The organism is Poseidonibacter antarcticus (genome assembly GCF_003667345.1).
GTDB classification, from domain to species: domain Bacteria; phylum Campylobacterota; class Campylobacteria; order Campylobacterales; family Arcobacteraceae; genus Poseidonibacter; species Poseidonibacter antarcticus.
Genome location: NZ_RCWF01000005.1, coordinates 20,090 through 39,172, shown reverse-complemented (window position 1 = coordinate 39,172; position 19,083 = coordinate 20,090). Strand labels below are relative to the sequence as shown.

Here is a 19,083-nt window from a genome sequence, read left to right as displayed (position 1 = left end):
TAATAAATTTGTAATTAACATAAATATTTTTTATTCCTAGTGTAATCAAATTTTAGATATTATATTAATAATTAATACAATAGTTTAAAGGGTCATTATAAAATGAATAATAATTTTAGATTAAAACAATTATCAAATAATACCTTTGAGTTAACTCTTTTTAATATTTGGAATAATGAAACACTTGTTGAAAATATTAAAGAATTAAATAAATTAAATATATCAAAAAGTTCAAAACTTATTATAGATTTTGGAAATGTAAAGGAGTGTAATTCTAATGCTCTTATATATTTAATCTCTTTTTTCAAAACTTTTAAGAACGAAAATATATCTGTACAAAATTTGTTAGATAATGAAAATAAATATAGATTTTATGAAAAACATTATCAAGATAATGATTTTGTAATTGAAGAAAAAAATTATTTTATTGAAAATATTGGGAAAAAAACATATCAATTTTATCTTGGATCTTTAGATTTTATAAAATTTCTAGGAAAAGTATTTTATTTTTTTATTTATTCCTTGTTAAATCCTAAAAAGATGAGAATAAAAGCAATGTTTAAATATATAGATACATCAGCTATAAATGCTTTATTTATTGTGGGAATTACATCTTTTTTAGTTGGTGTAGTTATAGCTTATCAAGGTGCAGTTCAACTTGAAAAGTTTGGTGCAAATATTTTTATAGTTGAGATGATTTCAATTACAATGTTTCGAGAAATTGCCCCTTTATTAACAGCCATTGTAATTGCTGGGAGGAGTGCTAGTTCTTATACTGCCGAAATTGGAGCTATGAAAATAACAGATGAAATTGATGCTATGCGTACAATGAATTTTGAACCAATTTTATTCTTAACTCTTCCTAGAATTTTTGCCCTAGTTATTTCTTTACCTTTATTAGTATTTTTTGCAGATATTGTTGGTTTATTTGGCGGTATGCTTATATCTTATATCGATTTAGATATTACATTTTTAGAGTTTATTAATAGAGTAGGCCAAGAAGTTCCTTTGAAGCATTTTTTATTAGGAATATTTAAATCAGTATTCTTTGGAATGGCAATTGCTTTAATTGGGTGTTATAGAGGGTTTCAAGTTGAGAATAATACTACAAGTATAGGTAAGTTTACTACTATGAGTGTTGTAAATGGAATCTTTGTTGTAATTTTTTTAGATGCCATTTTCTCAATAATTTTTACAGAAATTGGAATATAATGGAAATTATTAAAATAGAAAACTTATCAACAGCTTTTGGCAAAAATATTGTTCATAATAATATTTCATTTTCAATAAATGAAAAAGAAATATTTGGAATTTTAGGTGGAAGTGGCTCAGGGAAAACAGTATTAATAAAACAAATAGTAATGTTAAATGAAATTCAAAAAGGAACTATTAAGATATTTGATAAAGATATATCAAATTTAACTTTAAAAGAGAGTCAAATAATAAAACAACAATTTTCATATCTTTTTCAATTTGGAGCATTATATTCTTTTTTAAATGTAATTGAGAATATTAGTGTTATGTTAAAAGAATATACAAATTTACCAATGGATTTAATAGAAAAAATAGCTTATACCAATTTAGAAATAGTTGGACTTCCTAAAAATTGTGCAAAACTTTATCCTTCTGAATTAAGTGGAGGAATGAAAAAAAGAGTAGCACTTGCAAGAAGTCTTGCCCTAGAGCCTAAGATATTATTTTTGGATGAACCTACAAGTGGTTTAGACCCAGCAAGTACGGAAAAAATAAACGAATTGATAAATTATTTAAGAGATGTTTTAAATATTACAATTGTAGTGATAACTCATGATTTAGAAACTATAAAAACAGTTTTAGATAGATTTATAATATTAAAAAAAGACATTATATTTGATGGTAATATATCAGATGCACTTAAATCAGATAATGAGTTTATAAAAGATTTTTTAACAAATAAAAAGGCTAAATAGATGGATACTAAAATAAATTTTTTTAAAATAGGTATATTTATAGTAATTTTTACATTGTTACTTCTAGGAATTGTTTTTTGGCTAGGGAAATATGGCTTTGAAAAGAAAAAATATGATGATTATTCTATATATTTTAAAGAGTCAATTTCTGGATTGAATATTGGTTCTGCTATTAAATATAAAGGATTTGAAGTAGGAAAGGTAAATGAAATAAAAATAAATCCGGAAAATTCAGAAGAAATAGAACTTGACATTGAGATAAAAAAGGGAACGCCTATTAAAGAAGATAATTATGCAATATTGGGAAGCTTAGGAATTACTGGACTCAAATATATTGAGTTAAAAGGTGGAACAAATAATTCTGCTTTATTAAAAGCAAATGAAGAGGGTAAGAAAGTAATACCTTCTAAGCCATCGGCTTTAGCAACTTTATTTGATTCAACAGAAGATATTACAACTGAATTTATGATAGTTTTAAATCAAATTAAAAAAGTAATAAATGATGAAAATATAGAAGCATTTTCTAAATTTCTAACTTCAAGTGAACGAAGTATGTCAAATATAGATCAAATAAGTTCTTATTTAGTAGATGGTGAAAAAAGAATTGATGATTTATTAAAAAAGCTTTCTAATTTAACAGATGTAAGTAGTAAATCGTTTACAGATATAAATAAAAGTGCAAATAGTTTTAAAGAATTTTCTAATGAATTCTTAAAACAATTACAAGAAGGTTCATTTAATATAAAAGAATTATCGCAAGAGAGTCTTAATAAAATAAATAAGGTCTTAGATAATTTGGATGATACTTTAACTCAAGGTCAAAAATTAATTGATGATTTAGAGGAGAGTCCAAGTGATATACTTTTTAAACAAAAAAATATAAAATATGGACCAGGAGAAAAAGATGAAAAATAGTGTTAGTTTTTTTATTTGTTTTTTTATAAGTATTATTGTTTCTGGATGTACTTTAAAACAAGATGTATTACCTACTAATTTATATTCTATTGATTTTAAAGTAAATAAAAATACTTTTTCTACTAATTCAAAATCAATATATGTAGAAATACCTAAAGTAAATAAAAACTTTAATTCTAGAAAAATATTTTATTCTACTAAGCCATATTTATTTGAAAAATATGCAATAAATAAATGGATAAATTCTCCAAGTTATATGATTCATAATAATTTAACTCAAGGAATAATTGACAGTAATATTTTTAATATTGTGTTACAAGAAAAAGCAAATATTGATTTTGATTATATTTTAAAAACAAATGTTATAAATCTTTATAATAGTATTGAAAATGAAAAATCTTATGCAATTGTTAAAGTGAGATTTATTTTAGTATCAGGTAAAAAATTAGTAAAAACTTTTACTTATAATAAAAGAATTCTTTCACAAAAAAATAATCCTTATGGTTTTGTTTTATCTACAAATAAGGCTTTTGAAGAAATTATAAATGATTTATCTTTCCAACTTAGTGAAATAAAATAGATTTCAATCACAATCTTTTTGCAAAAATTGGTGCTATATTCATAACAATAAAAAGTCTTACAATATGATGTAAAGTGATATAAGGAATATTTGCAGCAACTAGTATTGCAATTAGATTTATTTCTGCTTGTCCACCAGGTGAAAAAGCTAATAAAATTGAAAGTAAAGGAAAATCAAAACTAAAGTATACAATAGTGATAAATGTGCTTGAAATTATTGCAAGAATTACAAAATGTCCTAGTGTTGCTATTAGTGTTTTTATTATGGTTTCTAGTTTGACACCTTTAAAAGTAAAGCCAATAATCGTTCCAAATACTACTTGTACAAATTTTAATAATTCATCAGGAATAGTAGTATGCATATATCCACTAGCATGAATTAAAATACTTAATATCATAGGTCCTATTAGATATGCTGCTGATATATGAAGTTTTTTTGCACTTATTGCACCTATATATCCTATTATTATCAAAATAGCTAATTCGCTTATATTTACATTTGCAATTGGGGTTGTTAAAACTTTATTTCCACTAATATCAATATTAAAAATATATTGGATTATAAAAGGTAAGCTTATGACTATAAATAAGAGTCTTGAAGATTGTACCAAAGTGATTTTGGATATATCTGCTTTTATCTCTTCTCCTATTATTACCATTTCTATAACACCACCTGGCATTGAACTTAAAAATGAGGTTTTTTTATCAAAGTTTAGAACTTTTTGATAATAATACATTCCACAAATAATAGTGATAATTGTAAAAGGAATAACAAGTATTAAACTAAAAATATATACATCAATAAACTGTAGTATTTCGGGTGTAAAAGCTCCACCGATTGTAAGTCCTATCAAAATCCTAGCAGGTGATGAAAATGGTTTTGGAGTTTTTGTAGGAAGATTATCAAATCTCATTAGAATTGATGAAGCAAATATAGCACCCAAAAGCCAAGGCAAAGGTAGAGATAAATAAATAAAAAGTACAGAACCTATACTAGATATTAAAAGAGTAAATATCATTTTTGAAAAAGATTTAATCATCATTTATTCAACTTCATCAAAAGCACGTTGGATTGCTAGTATATTTGCATCAATAAGATTTTTTGGTAAAGATTTTAATACGCTTTTCATAGTATTTTTAAAATACTCTATTTCACTTATTTTACTTACTTTTATAAAAGCACCAAGCATTGGGGTACTAGGAATTTTTTTACCAATAGTATCTTTTGCTATTTGGAAACAATCTAATACAAATACACGTTCTTGAATACTTTGAAGTTTTGGGATATTTGTAATTAGTTTTTCTTTACTAATAGAGCTTGTAATAATATATTTAGTTTTATTTGTACAATTTGCTGTTATATCATCTGTGTATATTAAATTAGTGTCAAGTACAAATACATAATCAGGTTCCATATACTTCTCGTGATTTGAAATTGTTTTATCATCAATTCTATTATAAGCAGTCATAGAAGAACCTCTTTTGGCAGAAGTATAATAAGCGAATGATTGTACTTGTTTACCAGTTTTAGCAAGTACAGTAGCTAAGCTTTTTGCTGCTGTAACTGCTCCTTGACCTGTTTTACTATGCCATCTGATTTCTAACATAGAGGCTCCTTAAAATTAGTTTTACACTTCTTTTATAAACTTAACTGCTTCTAGTGCATTGTTTTGAATAAAGTTTGTGTATGTAGATAATTCTTCTTTTTCCCCATAACCACAAAGAACGCCAATTGAATTAACTTTTGCATCTTTTGCTGCTATTAAATCAAGTTTTGTATCTCCTATCATCCAAACTTTATATTCATTATTATTGTAATTCATTTTTTCTAAAGTAGTTAATATTGGTTCAGGGTGCGGTTTTGGGTTTTCAACATTTTCACGTCCTGTAACAATTTCAAAATATTCTAGCATTTCAAAATGTTTTAATAATGGAATAGTGTATAGTCTAGTTTTAGTTGTAACTACAGAAACACGTGCAAAACTAGCGGCTAATTTTACAGCTTCTAGAGCATTTGGAAGTAGAGTAGTTTTTATTGTAGAAATTTTTCTATATCTATGTTTATATGAACTTACAAAATCCCAAACTCTTTCTTTTGGAATTCCTAGATTCTCATACATAATATCAAGAGGATAACCAATAAGTGCTTTTATATCTTCTTGTGATCCTGTAAAGTTATATTCCATCTCTTTAAAAGAGTGGTAGAATGTAGATAAAATTGCATCTGTTGAGTCTATTAATGTTCCATCTAAATCAAATAATATAATATTTTTTTTCAAGTATTTCCTTTTGTAATTTTAAAATTATGGTTTTATCCAATCTTTTTGATTATAGGTAATTCCTATAAAAGAAGGTTTGATATTTTGTATATCTTTATTTACAACTGTTATAGAGTTTGGTATATAAAGAAATAAATATGGAATATCATCTGTGATTTTTTTGAATATATCTTTATATATATTGCTTAATTCTTTTCTATCAACTGTTGTTGAGCCTTTTTCTATTAGCTTATCAACTTCTGGATTTGAATATCCAACAAGATTAAAACTTCCGATTTTATCTGATTTTGAGTGCCATAAAGGATAAGCATCAGGCATTAAAGATAAAGACCAACCTAATAGTATCGCTTCGTACTTTCTTGGATGAACAATGGTATTTAAATATGCCTGCCATTCCATTACTCTTATTTTCATATGAATATCTGCTTTTGCTAATTGATATTGTAGTATTTGAGCTGCATTTATTCTTGTATCATTTCCTGTATTTGTAATAATCTCAAAAGTAAAGGGATTATTTTTATCATAGCCTAATTCTTTTAATAGTTTTTTAGCTTTTGGTATATTTTGTGTTATTTGTTTTACTTCATCATTATAAGCAAAACTTCCTGGTAAAAATGGACCATTACATACTTTCCCATGTCCGAAAAATAAAATATCAACTAATTCTTGTCTATTAATAGCTAGTGATAATGCTTGTCTAACTCTAATATCTTTAAACTTTTCATTTTTTAGATTTAATCCTACATAAGAGTATGAAAAACTAGGTTTTTCAATAATTTCAAATGATTCTTTGAATTTTTCATCTATTTGTCTATCGATTTGAAGTGGAGTTAATCCTGCTAAATCAAGTCTTTTTTGTTTTAAAAATAAGAAAGATGTATTTGAATCTGGTATAAATTTATATAGTATCTCATCAATTTTAGGTCGACCTTGAAAATAGTTATCATTTGCTATTAATTTTATGTCTTGTCCTACTTTAAAACTATTTAAAACATAAGAACCTGTTCCAATTGGATTTTTATTAAAAGAGCTTGTCATTAAATTTTTGTCATCTTTTAATATATGATAAGGCAAAATTCCAACCATCCATATTTCAAGTGCTTTAAAATATGCTTTTTTGTAAATAACTTCAATAGTATAATCATCAAGTGCTTTTACGCTTTGTACTTCTTTATAGTTAGATTTGATTGAGTTAAAGACTTTAGGATCAATTATTTTTTTGTATGTAAAAACAACATCTTTTGCAGTAAATTCTACTCCATCATGCCATTTTACATTTCTTTTTAATTTTATAAGTAATTTTGTTTTTGTTTCAAAAGTATATGATGAGGCTAAATCAACTGTAGGGTTACCATTTTTATCATATTTAAATAATCCATTAAAAAGCCAATCTGCAATTTCAGAACTTGCTGAATCATTAGCTAGAATAGGATTTAATCTACTTGGACTTGAACTCATTGATAAGTTTAAGGTACTAGCTTGTATATATGTAAAGATAATAAAGAGTATTGTTAAGAATTTCATTGGGTATTGTATAGTTTTTTTATATAAAATTGCATAAAAAAAGGAAGCAATAAATATTGCTTCCTTTTTGAAAATACAAAGATATAAAATCTTTGAAAAATTGAATCTATCTTTTTGAGAATTGACCGCTTTTTCTTGCTTTTCTTCTTCCGTATTTTTTTCTTTCAACTGATCTAGCATCTCTTGTTAATAAACCATAAGGTTTTAACACAGCTCTAAAGTGCTCATCATAAGCTACTAAAGCTCTAGAAATACCATGTCTAACAGCATCAGCTTGAGCAGAGTAACCTCCACCAAGAGTTTTAACAACGATATTTACAGAAGTTTCTTGTTTAGTTACTTCTAATGGTTGCATAACTCTTTTTTTAATTGCTTCGTGTCCACCTAACCATGCGTCTAAAGACTGACCATTGATTGTTAATTCTCCAGTACCAACTTCTAACCATACTTTAGATATAGATGTTTTTCTTCTTCCTGTTGCATAAACTTTAGCCATTAGTCTTATCCTTTAATTTGCGCAGTATGTGGGTGATCTGAACCTGCATATACTTTTAATTTTTTTAACATATTTTTCCCAAGAGTAGTCTTTGGAAGCATCCCTCTAGTTGATAGTTTGTATAATTTTTCAGGATTATTTTCAAACATATCAGACATTTTATGAGTTTTTGTACTACCAAAATACCCTGAGTGAGTGAAATAGTTTTTAGTTTCTAGTTTATTACCAGAAAATTTTGCTTTAGAAGCATTTATGATTACAACGTAATCTCCACAATCAACATGAGGTGTATAGTAAGGCTTATTCTTACCTCTTAAGATAGTCGCAACTTCCGTGATTATTCTTCCGAATACTTTATCAGTTGCATCGATTACTATCCAATCTCTTTCGATTTCGTTAGCTTTTGCCATTTGAGTAAATTTCATTTATTTTCTCCGCTTTTATTAATGAGGTGGAATAATAGTGTAGTAATACTTAAATAAACCTTAATTTAAGTATTATTTAATATTTTATTATAAATTCAGAACCTTTATTGAATTCTGAGTTTATAATTAACGTAAAATTATGTAATGAAAGTATGGCTTGAACAATAAATAGACCTAATCCTAAAGAGTTATTCCACCCATTATTAGAAACTCTATAAAATTTATTTCTAATTTTTTCTAATTCTGCTTCTTCTATTCCTATTCCCTTATCTCTAATAATAATAGAGTCATTGGTAAGTTCGATATTTATTTCATCATCAGAATATTTTAATGCATTTTCAATTAAGTTTGAAATAGCCATTGAAATTAATGTTTCATCAACTTTAAAACTGATGTCCTCACCTATAATTAAAATTTCTCTATTTTTATATTTATCTTCTAAGTCTGGGATTATATCATGAAGTATTTTTTTTATTGAACAAGGAAGAAGGATTAATTCTTGTTTACCTTCTTCAAGTTTTAGAGTTAGTCTTAATTTATCAATAATATGTGACATTTTATTTGCATTTATATGAATCTTTTTTAGAAATTTCTCTTTCATTAAAAGTGGCATTTCATTATCATTTAAAATAGTTTCAGTATATCCTGAAATAATTGCAATAGGATTTTTGAATTCATGTGATAAAGCAGATATTATTTCATCTTTTTGTCTATTAGCAATTTTTAATTTTGCTGTTTGTTTTGCTTTTTGTTTCTCTTTTTTCGATAGTTTTAAAGCAACTTTGTTTAGTAGTCTAGTAATTTTATAAAATTCAACTGTATATCTTGTATCTAAGCTATACGTAGGCCTTTTATTTGATAATTCTGTTAAAAAATTTAGGATTGAATCTGTTTCTTTTTGAATTCTTTTACTAATAAAGTAGCTCACTGAAAAACCAATAATGAGGAAAAATGTAATAAAAGCAAAGATTTGAACAGTGAGTTTTAGAAAATTATCCGTTATTCTATCAGTATAATCTGCCATTCTTATAAAGTACATTTGTTTATTTATAGTAACTTTTTTAGCAACATATAAGAGTTCTTTATTAAGAGTATTTGAATAACGCATTACTTGACCAATACCGAATTTATTTGCTTCTAAGATTTCTTCTCTATCTAAATGATTTTTCATTAAATCTTTATCATTATCAGTCTCTGCTATGATATTACCTTTTTCATCGATAATAGTAATTCGAAGGCTTATATGTTCTTTTAAATCTTTTATAATTGTGCTTATATCTTTTAAATCTTTTAATACAATTGAAAAAGCATCTATATTTTGTACAAGGTTTTTTTCTATTTGACCAATATAAATATTTTTCGACCAATAATAAGTAATAATGGTAAGACTTGTAAATAATCCTAAAAATATTAAAATAAAAGTTCTTAAAAATAATTGATGAATTTTTAGCAAAATATGTAACCTTCTCCTCTTACAGATTTAATATAATCTTTTTTTGATTCTGGGTCTATTTTCGCTTTTAATCTTTTAATTGCAACATTTACTGTTTTTACTTTTTTATCAAAAGAATCTTCCCAAACGGTATTTAATAAATGCTCTCTTGACATCAAGATATCTTTGTTTTTTATAAACTCTAAAAATAGGTCGTGTTCTAAGTGGGTTAAATCTATTTCTTTGTCTTCTATATAAAACTTTTTATTATTTGCTTTGTAAATAATATCTTTAATTTTGATAATATTAACTTCTTTAGAAGTTCTTTTTATTACAGCTTTTACTCTTGCTGTTAATTCTTTTAGGTTAAATGGTTTAGTTATATAATCATCAGCGTGAGCTTCAAACCCATCAAGAATATCTTCATCTTTATCTTTTGCAGTTACATAAATAATAGGATTATTATAACCTTCTTCTTTTATTTGATTTACAAAGCTAGTTCCTTCTTTTCCAGGAAGGTTCCTATCCATTAATATTAGACTTATATCTTCCTCATCTAAAACTTTTTTTAAAGTTTTATCAACATTTAAAAAGCCAATTGTATCAAAACCCTCTTTTTGGAGAGTATATTCTAGTAATTCCAAGATATCTTCTTCATCTTCTACTATAAGTATTAATTTATCTTCCATTATTCATCAACTTTTTATCATCTTTAACTTTTTTGTTTTCTCTATCATCTTCGTATTCTATGATAGTATCTCTAGATACTTTTATAACACCAGGTGAGAATTTAATAGCAAGAATCCTAAATACAAAAAATACAGATATTACCATTAACAAAAAACTTATATCAAAATAGTCTTTGTGGACATGAGTTGTTAATATAATTACATCTCTAATTAAGAAGATAATAAAAATATCAATAACAAATCTAAGTCTAAGTTTTTGATTTTTAATGAAATCTGAAATCATTTTCACGACTTCCATAATAACTATAAATTCTAACATAAGAATAATAGCTTTATAAAAATCGTGACCTGTAAGTAATATAGTTACAAATATAATTGTAGCAGCAAGTACTTCAAAATTTGAACTAAAGTATGTTTTTATTTTAATTAGTGCTTTTTTCATACATTAATTATAACACAAATTATGATTGTATTATATCCCCACCAATTTGAGCAAAAAGTGCTAAACTTGCAATTGATGATGCTCTATCTGATGTTCTTTCTAATTTTCTAAGACTACTTAAAATATCAAAATATTCTTTTGAAAGTTCAAGATTCTTTGTTATTAGTTTTAAAATATTTTTTTCAACCATAGCATATAAATCATCTGCCTTACTCTCTTCAACAATTACTCTTTGATATTTATCTTCTGTATGTTTATCATTTGTTTCTTCAATCATTGATATTGATGTTCTTAATGCTAAAAGTGAAGATTTATGTAATGGAATAGTATATTCTAAAATAGTACTTGTATCTAAATCATCTGAGAATGCTTTTCTAAATATTTTTATAAAACCTTTTACATTTCCTGCTGCTCTTACTAATTCATTTGTAATTTTTAAATAAGAAACCATTTCTCTTAAATCTTTTGCTTCTGGTGAATATAAAGCTAAAGTTGTAACAATCAAATTATCAATTTCATTTGATTTATTTGATAACTTTTTAACTGATAAATCAATATCTTTTAAAGCTGAAATATCATCACTTTTTAATATTGTTAATGATATTTCTAGTGCATCAACTACATTATTACCAATTAACAATACTTCGTCTTTAATATTATCTCTTTTTTCTTCGTAAGTTTTTAACATTATCCAAATCTCCCTGTAATATAATCTTCTGTTTTTTTATTTGAAGGATTAACAAAAATAGTTTCTGTTTCATCATATTCAATCAATTTTCCAAGATGGAAAAATGCTGTATAATCTGCAACACGTGCAGCTTGTTGCATATTGTGTGTTACTGTAATAATCGTATAATCTTTTTTTAATTCAAGCATTAATGCTTCAATTTTTTCTGTTGAAATTGGATCTAGTGCTGATGTTGGCTCATCCATTAAAATAACTTCTGGTTTAACAGCAATTGTTCTTGCAATACATAATCTTTGTTGTTGTCCACCTGAAAGTGAAGTCCCTGGATCATTTAATTTATCTTTTACTTCATCCCATAAACCTGATTTTCTTAAAGATAATTCAACTAATTCATCACACTCTTTACCTTTTGGAACAATTCCATGTTTAATTGGGGCATAAGCAACATTGTCATAAATAGATTTAGGAAAAGGATTTGGTTGTTGAAATACCATACCTATTCTTTTTCTTACACTAACTTCATCAATATCTTTATCATAAATATTTCTATTTTCAATTATAACTGAACCATCAATTTTAACAATTGAGATTAAATCATTCATTCTATTTAGACATCTTAAAAATGTCGATTTTCCACATCCAGAAGGTCCTATTAACGCTGTGATTTTATGTTCATATATATCTACATTAATTCCATGTAAGGCATGATTTTCTCCATACCAAAGGTTTAAACCATCTACTTTTACTTTTACTTTATTATCAACTGCCATTTTAATTTTTCCTTCTACCATTTAACTTCGAATTTTTTTCGTAAATATATTGCTATTGCATTAAGTGATATTAATACACTTAGTAAAACCATAATACCAGCAGCTGTTTTTTCTATATACATTCTCTCAGGCATTCCAGCCCATGTAAATAATTGTGCAGGCATAACTGTAGCTGCATCTAAAACACTAGTTGGAGCATCTGGAATAAATGCAATCATTCCTATAATAATTAAAGGAGCTGTTTCTCCCATTGCTTGTGCTAAACCAATAATTGAACCTGTTAAAATACCAGGAAAGGCTAATGGTAAAACGTGATCACGTGTTACTTGGATTTTTGTTAATCCTAATCCATAAGCTGCTTGTCTAATACTATCAGGAACTGCTCTTAGTGCTGCTCTTGAACTAACTATAATAATAGGCAAGGTCATAAGTGCAAGAGTAAGTCCACCAACTAATGGTGATGATCTTGGCATTCCAAAAAGATTAATAAATATTGCAAGTCCTAATAAACCAAATAATATAGATGGAATAGCTGCAAGATTATTGATATTTACTTCAATAAATCTAGTAAATTTATTATCTTCAGAAAACTCTTCTAAATAAATCGCAGTCATAACACCTAAAGGGAAAGCTACTAACATTGTAATTAATAAGGTTAGAATTGAACCAACCATCGCTGAAAAAAGTCCGGCATTTTCAGGAATTTTCGAATCACCATTTGTAAAGAAAATAGTATTAAATTCAGTTTTAATTCTTCCATGAGCTTTCATATCATCAACTAATGCTCTATCTTTATTTTTTAATTTATAGTGATGTCCTTTTAAATATTGATCAACTTGATCATCAGCTAAAACCCATTGAGTTTGAACTGTATCCATTAAACTAGGATTATTTTCAACTTTTCTTGGTAAATCTCTAAGCCATGATCTTGACACAACTCTTCTATATTTTTTGTCAACTGCAAATCTTGAATCATCAATTATTTTTTGATTATAAGTTACATTTACTTCCATATAAGTAGCTTTAAAAGCAGGTGTTCCTTTTCCTATAATATCAACTAAAAAGAATGCTAAAAAAGCAATTGAAAAGACTAATGAAGTTAATGTAAACCTCTTGAATCTTTTTGCACTTGCATGTCTTTTATTTAAAGTTGGGTCATAAAAAGGATTTTGTATATCTTTATTTTTTTTTCTAATCATAATGTATTCACTTTATATTTTTCTTTAAATTTTCTAATTAGAGACAATGAAATAATATTTAAAATCAGAGTAACAACAAATAATATTAATCCTAGTGCAAATGCTGAAAGTGTTTCAGGTGAATTAAATTCAAAATCTCCAACTAGTGAATTAACAATTGTAACCGTAACTGTTGTCATATCTTCTAATGGATTCCATGAAAGATTAGGTCGAAGTCCTGCTGCCATTACAACAATCATTGTTTCACCTAATGCTTTTGATAAACCAAGAAGCGAAGCTGAAATGATTCCAGGAAGTGCAGATGGAATAACAATATCTCGAATTGTTTCCCCATGAGTAAGTCCTAGTCCTAAAGCTGCTTTTCTCTGTGAATCTGGAACAGCTCTAATAACATCATCTGATAATGATGAAATTACTGGAATAATCATAATCCCCATTACAACACCAGATGCAAGTGCAGAGTTAAATGTAGCTTCTAAACCAATTGCATCAGCAGCTTTTACGATTAATGGTGCAACTGTAATTGCTGCAAAGAATCCATATACAACCGTAGGAATACCTGCTAATACTTCTAATAATGGTTTTAAATAATCTCGTGTATTTGAACTTGCATACTCACTCATATAAATAGCAGAACCTAATCCAACTGGAATAGCAACTAAAAGAGCAATAATAGTAATTACAAATGTCCCTGCAAAAATTGGAATTGCTCCAAATTTACTTCCTTCAACACCTGGTGACCATTCAGTCCCAGAGATGAAGTACCAAAAACTTCTTAATTTAAAAAATTCAATTGACTCAAACAAAATTGAGAAAAGAATACCAAATGTAGTTAATATTGAAATAGTAGAGGCAATAATTAAAGCTGATTTAATTAATTTCTCTCTTAATTCTCTTTGTTTATTTCTTGTTTCAAAAGTGCTCAATACTTTTGCCTTTATTTTAATTTATAAAGGATTATATAAAAGATTAGTTACAAAATGATTACAAGTTTTTTAAGAAGATATTATAAAAAGGGGTATGAAAATATTGATATAGTAATGAAAGATTTAGCTATAAAAAGGAGAAGAACTCCTTTTTATTTAGTGTTTAGCAGATAAATCAGCTAAAGTTAATTTAGATCTTTTTGAAACACTTGATCTAATTGCATTTCTTGCTTCATCAGGTAAAGCAATTAATCCAATTTCTCCTAGTATTCCTTCAGTCCCTATCATTTTTTCTGACATAAATAAATCAACATATTTATTCATTGCTGGAACATCTTTTGAATGTGAATTTTTGATATAGAAAAATAACGATCTAGATACTGGATATTTTGAAGATGAGATATTTTCAGGAGTTGGATGAATACCATTAATTGTAGCACCTTGTACTTTATCATCATTTTCTTCTAAGAATGAAAATCCAAATACACCAAATGCATTTTTATTTTTTTCTAATTTTTGAACAATTAAATTATCGTTTTCACCAGATTCAACATAAGCACCATCTGTTCTTACAATTGAGTATTTTTTATATCTTTTGTTTGCTTTTTTATCAGCTTTGTAAAGATCTGTATATACAGACATCTTTTTAAATGTTTTTTGCATTACTAATTCTTCAAATGCATCTCTAGTACCTGATGATTTAGGTGGTCCATAAACAATAATCTCTCTATCTGGTAATGAAGCATCAATATCAGACCATTTTTTATATGGATTTGCAATTAGTGTTTTCCCATCTTTTGAAGGAACTTCTTTAGCAACTGCTAAAGCTAAGTTTTCTTTTGAAATATCAAATGCAGCGTTTGATTTAGATTGAGCAAATGCAATTCCATCATAACCAATTACTGATTCTGTAATATCAGTAACTCCATTTTTTTCACACATTTTAAATTCTTTTGTTTTCATTCTTCTTGATGCGTTAGTAATATCTGGAGTATTTAAATCATTACCAGCACAAAATAATTTCATTCCACCACCTGAACCAGTTGATTCAACAACAGGAGTAGGAAAACTTGAAGTTGCACCTAATTCTTCAGCTACAGAAGATGAAAATGGGTATACAGTTGATGACCCAACGATTTTAATTTGATCTCTTGCACTTAAACTTACTGTTAAAGCAGCACTTGCTAATAAAGCTAATGATGTTTTTCTTATTGACATATTTTTCTCCGTAATATTTTTTATAGGAGAAGTTTAATATTTGTTGATTACAATTTGGTTACGGAAGGATTATATATATTTTTTATGGTTTTAAAATGAACTTTTCTTCAAACTCTTTGTATTCTCTAACAAATAGTTCTTCACAATTATCTGGTTTATAAATAACTGCTTTTACCCAAATATCATTTTCTTGAATTTTACAAAAATTGATTATTATATATGATTGTTTATTTTTATAGTGAGTATATATTTGATTTAATTGAAGCATTTAATTGAAGTAAAAAAGAAAACTAATGGATTATAATCCATTAGCCTCAATAAGTCTAGATTGATGATCAGCAATAAGAGGATCAATTACTTCATCAAATAAACCGTCATTCATAATATAGTCTAAACGATACAAAGTTAGATTAATTCTGTGATCACTTATTCTATTTTGTGGATAATTATAAGTTCTAATTCTTCCACTTCTATCTCCAGTACCGACTTGTTCTTTTCGGTCAGCACCTTCTTTTTGCATTTTCTCATTCATTTCTAAATCATAAAGTCTAGCTTTTAAAACTTTCATAGCTTTATCTTTATTCTTATGTTGAGATTTTTGATCTTGATTTGTTACAACAAGTCCAGATGGAAGGTGTGTGATTCGTACCGCTGAATCTGTAGTATTAACAGATTGACCACCATTACCACTAGCTCTCATAACGTCAATTTTTAGATCATTAGGATCAATTTCAATTTCAACATCATCTACTTCTGGCATAACTGCCACAGTAATTGCTGAAGTATGAACTCTCCCTTGTGATTCAGTTGCTGGAACTCTTTGCACTCTATGTGTACCACTCTCAAATTTTAATTTTGAGTATACAAGGTCACCTTTAATTAAGACTACAACTTCTTTGTATCCACCAGATTCACTATCATTAGTGTTCATGATTTCAACTTTCCAACCATTATTTTCTGCGTATATTAAGTAAGCTCTAAAAAGATCACCTACAAAAATAGCAGCTTCATCACCACCAGCACCAGCTCTAAGCTCTAAGAAGATATTTTTATCATCATTAGGATCTTTAGGAATCATTAGAAATTTAATTTCTTCTTCTAATTCTGGTTTTCTTGGCTCCAAGTCTTTTAGCTCTTCTTTTGCAAGTTCACCTAATTCATCATCATCTAGAAGCATTTTATTCTCTTCTATATCATTGATTAATTGGATGTACTCTTTAGCTTTATTAACAATTGGAGCGATACTTGACTGTTCTTTTGAAAGTTCAGTCATTTTCTTTATATCACTAGTGATATCTGGAGCAATTAATAATTCATTAATTTCTTCAGATCTATTAATAAAAGGCTGTAGTTTATCCTGTAGCATAATTTATTATTTTAATTGCAATAATTATATTGCGTTAACTGCAGTTTGTAATCTACTAACTTTTCTAGCAGCAGTTCCTTTTTTAAGAACACCTTTAGATACACAATGGTGTAAATATTTATTTGCAGTTTTCATTGCTACAGTTGCAGTATCTTTGTCTGCAGATTCAATTGCAGTTACTACTGCTTTAGTTACATTTTTGATTCTTGTTTTGTAGAATCTGTTTCTTTCAGTCTTTACGATTGTTTGTCTTGCTCTTTTTTCAGCTGATTTATGATTTGCCATTTTAATTAACCTCTTTATAAAATTTTTAAGGGTAGAATGTTACCCAAAACAACTTAAACTAAGTTTAATTTTAGGAAGATTTAATGAAACTATTTGGAACAGATGGAGTAAGAGGAGAGGCAGGTACTTTTTTAGATGCAATCACTGTATTGAAATTAGCAATGGCTGCAGGTATTTATTTTAGAAAACATTCAACAACAAAAAGAATACTTGTTGGAAAAGACACTAGAAGAAGCGGATATATGATTGAAAATGCCCTTGTAAGTGGGCTTACAGCTGTAGGTTATGATGTTATACAAATAGGACCAATGCCTACACCTGCTATTGCATATTTAACTGAGAGTATGAGATGTGATGCTGGTATTATGATTTCTGCATCGCATAATCCTTATGAAGATAATGGAATTAAATTCTTTGATAATCATGGTGATAAATTAAGTGTAGATTCTGAAAAAAGAATAGAAGAAATTTTTAGAGATACAGAAACTATGAGTTCTAATCAACTTACAGGTAGAAATATAGGTGCTTCAAAAAGAATTGATGATGTTATTGGAAGATATATTGTTTCTATTAAAAGCTCTTTTCCTAAAGATTTAACTTTACATGGTTTAAGAATTGTTCTAGATTGTGCAAATGGTGCTGCATATAAAGTTGGACCTACAATTTTAGAAGAATTAGGTGCAGATGTTATTACAATAAACCATAAACCAAATGGTTATAATATCAATGATAAATGTGGGGCTATGCATCCTGAAGAAGTATCAAAACTAGTAAAAGAATATAGAGCGGATATTGGTTTTGCTCTTGATGGTGATGCTGATAGACTAGTTGTTGTTGATGAAACAGGTGAAATTGTTGATGGAGATAAATTAATTGGAGCACTTTGTAAATATTTAAAAGATATTAAATTATTACAAGGTAATGCATGTGTTGCAACAGTAATGTCAAATAAAGCATTGGAAGATTATTTAGCAAAAGATGATATTAAATTACATCGTTCTAATGTTGGGGATAAATATGTTCTTGAAGTTATGAAAAAAGAGGGTATAAATTTTGGTGGTGAACAAAGTGGTCATATAATTTTCTCTGATACTGCAAAAACAGGTGATGGATTAGCTTCAGCACTTCAAGTTTTAGCCTTGATTCTAAAATCAGGTAAAAAAGTAAGTGAAGTACTAAATCCATTTGAGCTTTATCCTCAAATCTTATTCAATATGAAAGTAAGTGAAAAATTACCTTTAGCAGATATTAAAGGTTTAGATGAATTACTTAAACCTTTACGTGAAAAAGGTATGAGAGATTTAATCAGATATTCCGGAACAGAAAATAAAATTAGACTTCTCTTAGAAGGTAAAAACAAAAAAGATGTTGAAGACGGAATGGAAATATTAAAGTCATTCTTCAAAAAAGTTTTATGAAAAAAGAGTTACTTTTATCAATAATTATTTTTGTAGTTTTATTTTCAATTGACCAAATAGTAAAATTTGGATTTGCTAATTTTGATTGGAATAAAGAGGGCCCTTATATGTCTTTACATTTGGCATATAATTATGGTGTTGCATTTTCAATGTTTTCATTCTTATCAGAATATTTAAAATATATACAATTAGCAATGGTTACAGCTGGATTTATTTATTTATTGAATAATAAGAATTTATTTAAAGAATATTATTTGCCAATTGCCTTGCTATTTACAGGTGGTTTATCAAATATCTTGGATAGATTTACATATGGTGGAGTAGTTGATTACTTTTATTGGCATTATGGTTTTGAATTTGCAATTTTTAATTTAGCAGATGTAATTATAAATTGTGCGGTTGCTATTATTATTTATATGCAAATAAAACAATGGAAAAATGAAAGAAAACTTAAAAGTTAAATATTGTAATTTGGGAGCTTAA

At 27.0% G+C, this 19,083-nt stretch carries 23 protein-coding genes; 6 read left to right on the top strand and 17 right to left on the bottom strand.

Going from position 1 to position 19,083, the window contains the following annotated elements; all coding sequences use genetic code 11:
• Nucleotides 1–102 precede the first annotated feature (102 nt).
• The 4 genes from D9T19_RS07545 to D9T19_RS07530 are packed head-to-tail and all read left to right on the top strand — an operon-like array spanning nucleotide 103 to nucleotide 3,444.
• Nucleotides 103–1,212 carry an MlaE family ABC transporter permease gene (locus D9T19_RS07545; RefSeq protein ID WP_121627617.1) on the top strand — a complete coding sequence of 370 codons (1,110 nt, stop codon included), beginning with the start codon at nucleotides 103–105 and terminating at the stop codon, nucleotides 1,210–1,212.
• On the top strand, nucleotides 1,212–1,949 hold the full coding sequence (locus D9T19_RS07540) for an ABC transporter ATP-binding protein (RefSeq protein ID WP_121627616.1): 738 nt from the start codon (nucleotides 1,212–1,214) through the stop codon (nucleotides 1,947–1,949). Before D9T19_RS07545 ends, D9T19_RS07540 begins: the two co-directional genes overlap by 1 nt.
• Nucleotides 1,950–2,864 (top strand): MlaD family protein, encoded by a 915-nt coding sequence (locus tag D9T19_RS07535; protein ID WP_121627615.1) that lies wholly within the window; start codon nucleotides 1,950–1,952, stop codon nucleotides 2,862–2,864. It abuts the gene before it with no gap.
• On the top strand, nucleotides 2,854–3,444 hold the full coding sequence (locus tag D9T19_RS07530; protein ID WP_121627614.1) for an ABC-type transport auxiliary lipoprotein family protein: 591 nt from the start codon (nucleotides 2,854–2,856) through the stop codon (nucleotides 3,442–3,444). The genes D9T19_RS07535 and D9T19_RS07530 overlap by 11 nt, the downstream gene beginning before the upstream one ends.
• Nucleotides 3,445–3,451: 7 nt before the next feature.
• On the opposite strand, the gene D9T19_RS07525 is transcribed toward D9T19_RS07530, so the two are convergent.
• The 17 genes from D9T19_RS07525 to rpsT all read right to left on the bottom strand — a co-directional run bounded on the left by D9T19_RS07525 (nucleotide 3,452) and on the right by rpsT (nucleotide 17,182).
• On the bottom strand, nucleotides 3,452–4,486 hold the full coding sequence (locus tag D9T19_RS07525; RefSeq protein WP_228197984.1) for an AbrB family transcriptional regulator: 1,035 nt from the start codon (nucleotides 4,484–4,486) through the stop codon (nucleotides 3,452–3,454).
• Nucleotides 4,487–5,050 (bottom strand): pyruvate flavodoxin oxidoreductase subunit gamma, encoded by a 564-nt coding sequence (locus D9T19_RS07520; protein WP_121627613.1) that lies wholly within the window; start codon nucleotides 5,048–5,050, stop codon nucleotides 4,487–4,489. It abuts the gene before it with no gap.
• 21 nt (nucleotides 5,051–5,071) lie between these two features.
• The gene (locus D9T19_RS07515) at nucleotides 5,072–5,722 is read right to left on the bottom strand and encodes an HAD family hydrolase (RefSeq protein WP_205588699.1); all 651 of its coding nucleotides are present in this window, start codon (nucleotides 5,720–5,722) and stop codon (nucleotides 5,072–5,074) included.
• A 24-nt stretch (nucleotides 5,723–5,746) separates the two neighbouring features.
• The gene (locus tag D9T19_RS07510; RefSeq protein WP_121627768.1) at nucleotides 5,747–7,246 is read right to left on the bottom strand and encodes a peptide-binding protein; all 1,500 of its coding nucleotides are present in this window, start codon (nucleotides 7,244–7,246) and stop codon (nucleotides 5,747–5,749) included.
• A gap of 106 nt (nucleotides 7,247–7,352) precedes the next feature.
• The gene (gene rpsI, locus D9T19_RS07505; RefSeq protein WP_121627612.1) at nucleotides 7,353–7,742 is read right to left on the bottom strand and encodes a 30S ribosomal protein S9; all 390 of its coding nucleotides are present in this window, start codon (nucleotides 7,740–7,742) and stop codon (nucleotides 7,353–7,355) included.
• 5 nt (nucleotides 7,743–7,747) lie between these two features.
• Nucleotides 7,748–8,167 carry a 50S ribosomal protein L13 gene (rplM, locus tag D9T19_RS07500; RefSeq protein ID WP_076083216.1) on the bottom strand — a complete coding sequence of 140 codons (420 nt, stop codon included), beginning with the start codon at nucleotides 8,165–8,167 and terminating at the stop codon, nucleotides 7,748–7,750.
• A gap of 76 nt (nucleotides 8,168–8,243) precedes the next feature.
• Nucleotides 8,244–9,620, bottom strand: coding sequence for a sensor histidine kinase (locus D9T19_RS07495; protein WP_121627611.1), 1,377 nt, complete (start codon nucleotides 9,618–9,620; stop codon nucleotides 8,244–8,246).
• Entirely contained in the window at nucleotides 9,614–10,291 is a 678-nt protein-coding gene (locus tag D9T19_RS07490) for a response regulator transcription factor (protein ID WP_121627610.1), read from the bottom strand. Before D9T19_RS07490 ends, D9T19_RS07495 begins: the two co-directional genes overlap by 7 nt.
• On the bottom strand, nucleotides 10,278–10,730 hold the full coding sequence (locus D9T19_RS07485) for a phosphate-starvation-inducible PsiE family protein (protein ID WP_121627609.1): 453 nt from the start codon (nucleotides 10,728–10,730) through the stop codon (nucleotides 10,278–10,280). The genes D9T19_RS07490 and D9T19_RS07485 overlap by 14 nt, the downstream gene beginning before the upstream one ends.
• 19 nt (nucleotides 10,731–10,749) lie before the next feature.
• Nucleotides 10,750–11,418 (bottom strand): phosphate signaling complex PhoU family protein, encoded by a 669-nt coding sequence (locus D9T19_RS07480; RefSeq protein WP_121627608.1) that lies wholly within the window; start codon nucleotides 11,416–11,418, stop codon nucleotides 10,750–10,752.
• Nucleotides 11,418–12,188, bottom strand: a complete 771-nt coding sequence (gene pstB / locus D9T19_RS07475) for a phosphate ABC transporter ATP-binding protein PstB (protein WP_121627607.1) — start codon at nucleotides 12,186–12,188, stop codon at nucleotides 11,418–11,420. Before pstB ends, D9T19_RS07480 begins: the two co-directional genes overlap by 1 nt.
• Nucleotides 12,189–12,202: 14 nt before the next feature.
• Nucleotides 12,203–13,387 (bottom strand): phosphate ABC transporter permease PstA, encoded by a 1,185-nt coding sequence (pstA, locus tag D9T19_RS07470; protein WP_162984559.1) that lies wholly within the window; start codon nucleotides 13,385–13,387, stop codon nucleotides 12,203–12,205.
• Complete coding sequence (pstC, locus tag D9T19_RS07465) at nucleotides 13,384–14,313, bottom strand: phosphate ABC transporter permease subunit PstC (RefSeq protein WP_121627605.1); 930 nt, start codon at nucleotides 14,311–14,313, stop codon at nucleotides 13,384–13,386. Before pstC ends, pstA begins: the two co-directional genes overlap by 4 nt.
• A gap of 156 nt (nucleotides 14,314–14,469) precedes the next feature.
• Complete coding sequence (locus D9T19_RS07460) at nucleotides 14,470–15,531, bottom strand: substrate-binding domain-containing protein (RefSeq protein WP_121627604.1); 1,062 nt, start codon at nucleotides 15,529–15,531, stop codon at nucleotides 14,470–14,472.
• Nucleotides 15,532–15,613: 82 nt separating this feature from the next.
• Nucleotides 15,614–15,799, bottom strand: a complete 186-nt coding sequence (locus D9T19_RS07455) for a DUF1653 domain-containing protein (protein ID WP_121627603.1) — start codon at nucleotides 15,797–15,799, stop codon at nucleotides 15,614–15,616.
• Nucleotides 15,800–15,829: 30 nt separating this feature from the next.
• Entirely contained in the window at nucleotides 15,830–16,897 is a 1,068-nt protein-coding gene (gene prfA / locus D9T19_RS07450; protein WP_121627602.1) for a peptide chain release factor 1, read from the bottom strand.
• Nucleotides 16,898–16,921: 24 nt separating this feature from the next.
• Nucleotides 16,922–17,182: a 30S ribosomal protein S20 gene (rpsT, locus tag D9T19_RS07445; RefSeq protein ID WP_121627601.1), complete on the bottom strand. Its 261-nt coding sequence runs from the start codon at nucleotides 17,180–17,182 to the stop codon at nucleotides 16,922–16,924.
• 83 nt (nucleotides 17,183–17,265) lie between these two features.
• Between rpsT and glmM the strand changes: the two genes are divergently transcribed.
• A complete protein-coding gene (glmM, locus tag D9T19_RS07440) occupies nucleotides 17,266–18,600 on the top strand; it encodes a phosphoglucosamine mutase (RefSeq protein ID WP_121627600.1) in 1,335 nt (444 codons plus the stop codon).
• On the top strand, nucleotides 18,597–19,061 hold the full coding sequence (lspA, locus tag D9T19_RS07435) for a signal peptidase II (RefSeq protein WP_121627599.1): 465 nt from the start codon (nucleotides 18,597–18,599) through the stop codon (nucleotides 19,059–19,061). Before glmM ends, lspA begins: the two co-directional genes overlap by 4 nt.
• The last annotated feature ends 22 nt before the right edge of the window (nucleotides 19,062–19,083 follow it).